4 protein-coding genes and 1 pseudogene are annotated in these 3,897 nt (G+C 64.7%); 4 read left to right on the forward strand and 1 reads right to left on the reverse strand.

Annotation, left to right across the window (positions count from 1 at the left end; genetic code table 11):
* Positions 1-66: 66 nt before the first annotated feature.
* Positions 67-749: pseudogene (locus AC1D34_RS34770) on the forward strand (EAL domain-containing protein).
* 95 nt (positions 750-844) lie between these two features.
* Here the strand turns inward: AC1D34_RS34770 and phaR are convergent.
* Positions 845-1,441: a polyhydroxyalkanoate synthesis repressor PhaR gene (gene phaR / locus AC1D34_RS34775; protein ID WP_441487964.1), complete on the reverse strand. Its 597-nt coding sequence runs from the start codon at positions 1,439-1,441 to the stop codon at positions 845-847.
* A gap of 299 nt (positions 1,442-1,740) precedes the next feature.
* Here phaR and AC1D34_RS34780 point away from each other — a divergent pair, with 299 nt between their 5' ends.
* The 3 genes from AC1D34_RS34780 to phbB all read left to right on the forward strand — a co-directional run.
* The gene (locus tag AC1D34_RS34780) at positions 1,741-2,919 is read left to right on the forward strand and encodes an acetyl-CoA C-acetyltransferase (protein WP_441487965.1); all 1,179 of its coding nucleotides are present in this window, start codon (positions 1,741-1,743) and stop codon (positions 2,917-2,919) included.
* 9 nt (positions 2,920-2,928) lie between these two features.
* The gene (locus AC1D34_RS34785) at positions 2,929-3,144 is read left to right on the forward strand and encodes a DUF1737 domain-containing protein (RefSeq protein WP_441487966.1); all 216 of its coding nucleotides are present in this window, start codon (positions 2,929-2,931) and stop codon (positions 3,142-3,144) included.
* Positions 3,145-3,177: 33 nt separating this feature from the next.
* On the forward strand, positions 3,178-3,897 hold a 720-nt coding region (gene phbB / locus AC1D34_RS34790), incomplete at its 3' end, for an acetoacetyl-CoA reductase (RefSeq protein ID WP_441487967.1).

The raw sequence follows: 3,897 nt of genomic DNA on the forward strand, positions 1-3,897 counted from the left end.
GGATTCGATATCCAGGCCATCGCGGCACTGAACGAACGCCGCGTCCGGCTGGCGCTGCAATCCGTCGTGGAGGCCAGGACGCGCGAGGTTGCCTTCCACGAAGCGCTGCTGCGGGTCGGCCATGGATCGGARGGGCTGTTCTTCTCGGCGGCAGAGCTGATTCCGCTGCTTGAGCGGCGCGGGCTCGTCCGGCTCTTCGATCACCGCGTGCTTGAGCTCGCCGTCGACATGCTCGCGGCCGATCCGAACATGACGCTCTCGATCAACGTCTCGCCGCGCTCGCTCGGCGATCCGGAATGGCTCGACGCCTTCCTGGCCTGCACCCGCTCATCCCGCGGCCTCGCCGGGCGGCTGATCGTCGAGATCCTGCGACGATCGAGGATCCGCGCCGCCTGGCCCGCCTGCTCGGCAAGATCAAGGATCAGGGCGCACGCATCGCGATCGACGATTTCGGCGCCGGCCACACCTCGCTGCGGCATCTGCGCGCCTTCCCGATCGACATCCTGAAGCTGGACGGCGCCTTCACGCAGAACCTGCGACGTTCGACCGATGACCGCTTCTACGTCCGCACGCTGATCGACCTCGCCCGCCATCTCATGGTCGACACCGTCGCCGAATGGGTCGATGACGAGTTGCAGGCGACCATGCTCACCGATTGGGGCGTGACCTATCTGCAGGGGCATCTCGTCGGCAAGGCCGAACTCTGGCAGCCTGCGGTGCCCTCAGAGCTGCATCGGGCGGTGGGCTGAGCCGAGGCAGGGAGCGGTCTCGGGCAAGCGATCAGTCCGAGACACTCTTGATCAGGACCTGCCCGGGGCAAGCCCAGGCCTGGGGCATTGCCCGCTCACTTCGTCTTGGCGAGCTTGTCCAGCCGGTCGCGCATCTCGGAGAGTTCCCGCTTCAGGTCGCCGAGTTCGTCGCCTTTGCCGGCGGCTGGCGCTGCATCGCCCTTCGGCTGGCCGGAGGTTGCCGCGGCAGCAAAGGGGTTGAACAGCCGGAAGGCTTCCGTGAACATCGCCATATTGGCGCGGGTCTGGGCCTGTATCGCGTCCAGCCCGGTGCCGCCAAAGGCGCCGCCGGTAAAGGCCTTGCCCATCATGTCGCGGAACTGGTTCTGGTCCTTCGTGAGATTCTCCATGGAGAACTCGAGATAGCGCGGCACCAATGCCTGCATGCTGTCGCCGTAGAAGCGGATCAACTGGCGCAGGAAGGTGATCGGCAGCAGATTCTGCCCGTCCTTGCTCTCTTCGTCGAAGATGATCTGGGCCAGCACGGAGCGCGTGATGTCCTCGCCGGACTTGGCGTCGTAGACCACGAAGTCCTCTCCGCCGCGGACCAGGCCCGCCAGATCCTCGAGGGTGACGTAGGAGCTCGTGCCCGTGTGATACAACCTGCGATTGGCGTATTTCTTGATGACTGTCGGTTCTTTTTCGCTGGCCATCATACCCTGCATCGCGTTGATCCGGGCCTGACATTTCAGGTCCAGCGGAACGATCCTCCCGGCAACGATAACCTGTCAGCCGCATGCTGCAAGTTTTTTGAACGTTTTTGAATCAATCTTACCAAGCGGAACGGCGGGAGGGGCGAGCCCGTGCTGCGATGCAGTACGGTCACCGGCACCCGATCCGCGCTCTCCCTCTCTTGGCCGGCTTGACGCGGCCGCGGCAGCCTTCGAAGGTGAGAGCCGAACCTGGTGGCCTGTCCCTGGCGAGCCATCACGACAACAGCGAGGAACTCTCCATGGCCGATACTGACATCGTAATCGTCGGCGCAGCGCGCACGGCGGTCGGCGCCTTCAACGGCGCTTTCGCCAACACGACGGCACACGATCTCGGCGCTGCCGCGATCAAGGAGGCGCTCGCCCGCGCCAAGGTCGAGGGCGGTGAGGTCAATGAAGTCATCATGGGCCAGATCCTGACCGCCGGTCAGGGCCAGAATCCGGCCCGACAGGCCGCGATGAAGGCCGGGATCCCGCAGGAAGCGACCTCCTGGGGCCTCAACCAGCTCTGCGGCTCGGGCCTGCGTGCGGTCGCCATCGGCCTGCAGCAGATCGTCAATGGCGACGCCGACATCATCGTTGCCGGCGGCCAGGAATCGATGTCGATGTCGCAGCATGCCGCGCATCTGCGTAACGGCACCAAGATGGGCGACACCAAATTCATCGACACGATGATCAAGGACGGGCTCTGGGACGCCTTCCACGGCTACCATATGGGCACCACTGCCGAGAACGTCGCGACCAAATGGCAGATCAGCCGCGAGGAACAGGACAGGTTCGCCGTCGGCTCGCAGAACAAGGCCGAGGCTGCGCAGAAAGCCGGCCGGCTCAAGGACGAGATCGCTCCCTTCACCGTGTCGACCCGCAAGGGCGATATCGTCGTCGATCAGGACGAATATCCCCGTCACGGGGCTACCTTGGAGGCCATGGCCAAGCTGAAGCCAGCCTTCTCGAAGGACGGCACGGTGACTGCCGGCAACGCGTCTGGCCTCAATGACGGCGCTGCCGCTCTCGTCCTGATGACCGCCAAGGAAGCAGCCAGGCGCGGTCTTACCCCGCTCGCCCGCATCGCCTCCTGGGCCACTGCCGGCGTCGACCCGGCCATCATGGGCACGGGCCCGATCCCGGCGACGCGCAAGGCACTGGAGAAAGCCGGCTGGAAGATCGGCGATCTCGACCTCGTCGAGGCCAATGAGGCCTTCGCGGCGCAGGCGCTCGCGGTCAACAAGGACCTCGGCTGGAACCCCGATATCGTCAACGTCAATGGCGGCGCGATCGCGATCGGCCATCCGATCGGCGCCTCCGGCGCGCGCGTCCTGGTCACGCTCCTGCATGAAATGGCCAAGCGCGACGCCAAGAAGGGGCTCGCCACGCTCTGTATCGGCGGCGGGATGGGTGTCGCCATGGCGGTGGAACGCTGAGCCTTCACCATGGCGAAGCAGACGACGCTCTATCGCTATCTCACGGGGCCCGATGACGCAGCCTTCTGTCATCGGGTCTCGGAGGCCTTGAGCAGAGGCTGGGAGCTCTATGGCCCCCCGACCCTGACCTATGACGCCAAGGAACAGCGCGTCATCTGCGGCCAGGCCATCATCAAGGACGTGGACGGGCCCTATTCGCCCGACCTGAAGCTCGCGGAACAATAGCTCAAAAGACCAAAACGAAGAGGGGACAACCAGATGACGAAGGTCGCGTTGGTCACGGGGGGGACGCGGGGTATCGGCGGAGCGATCAGCCGGACCCTGCAGGCGGCAGGCTACAAGGTGGCGGCTAACTATGCCGGCAATGACGAGGCGGCGGCCAAGTTCAAGGCGGAAACCGGCATCCCGGTCTATAAGTGGGATGTCGGCGATTACGATGCCTGCACTGCCGGCATCGCCAGTGTCGAGGCGGAGAACGGGCCGGTCGACATTCTGGTCAACAATGCCGGCATCACCCGCGACGGTTTCTTCCACAAGATGACCAAGGACCAGTGGTCCGCCGTCATCCGCACCAATCTCGATTCGCTCTTCAATATGACGCGGCCGGTGATCGAGGGCATGCGCGGGCGCAGCTTTGGCCGCATCATCGTGATCTCGTCGATCAACGGCCAGAAGGGCCAGATGGGCCAGGTGAACTACTCCGCGGCCAAGGCGGGCGATATCGGCTTCGTCAAGGCGCTTGCCCAGGAGAACGCCAACAAGGGCATCACCGTCAATGCGATCACGCCCGGCTATATCGGCACCGACATGGTCGCTGCCATGCCGGAGGAGGCGCTGAAGCGCGTTGTTGCCGGTATTCCCGTCGGCCGGCTCGGCAAGCCCGAGGAGATCGCCCAGATGGTCGCTTTCCTCGCTTCCGATCACGGTGCCTTCACCACCGGCGCGACGTTCGCGGTCAATGGCGGGCAGTATATGGCG

This window comes from Allobosea sp. P1_A7 (assembly GCF_056406775.1).

Excerpts from the sequence above, each read along its gene's own strand:
- AC1D34_RS34780 (WP_441487965.1), top strand. The coding sequence starts at position 1,741 with ATGGCCGATACTGACATCGTAATCGTCGGCGCAGCGCGCACGGCGGTC.
- AC1D34_RS34785 (WP_441487966.1), top strand. The coding sequence starts at position 2,929 with ATGGCGAAGCAGACGACGCTCTATCGCTATCTCACGGGGCCCGATGAC.
- phaR (WP_441487964.1), bottom strand. The coding sequence starts at position 1,441 with ATGGCCAGCGAAAAAGAACCGACAGTCATCAAGAAATACGCCAATCGC.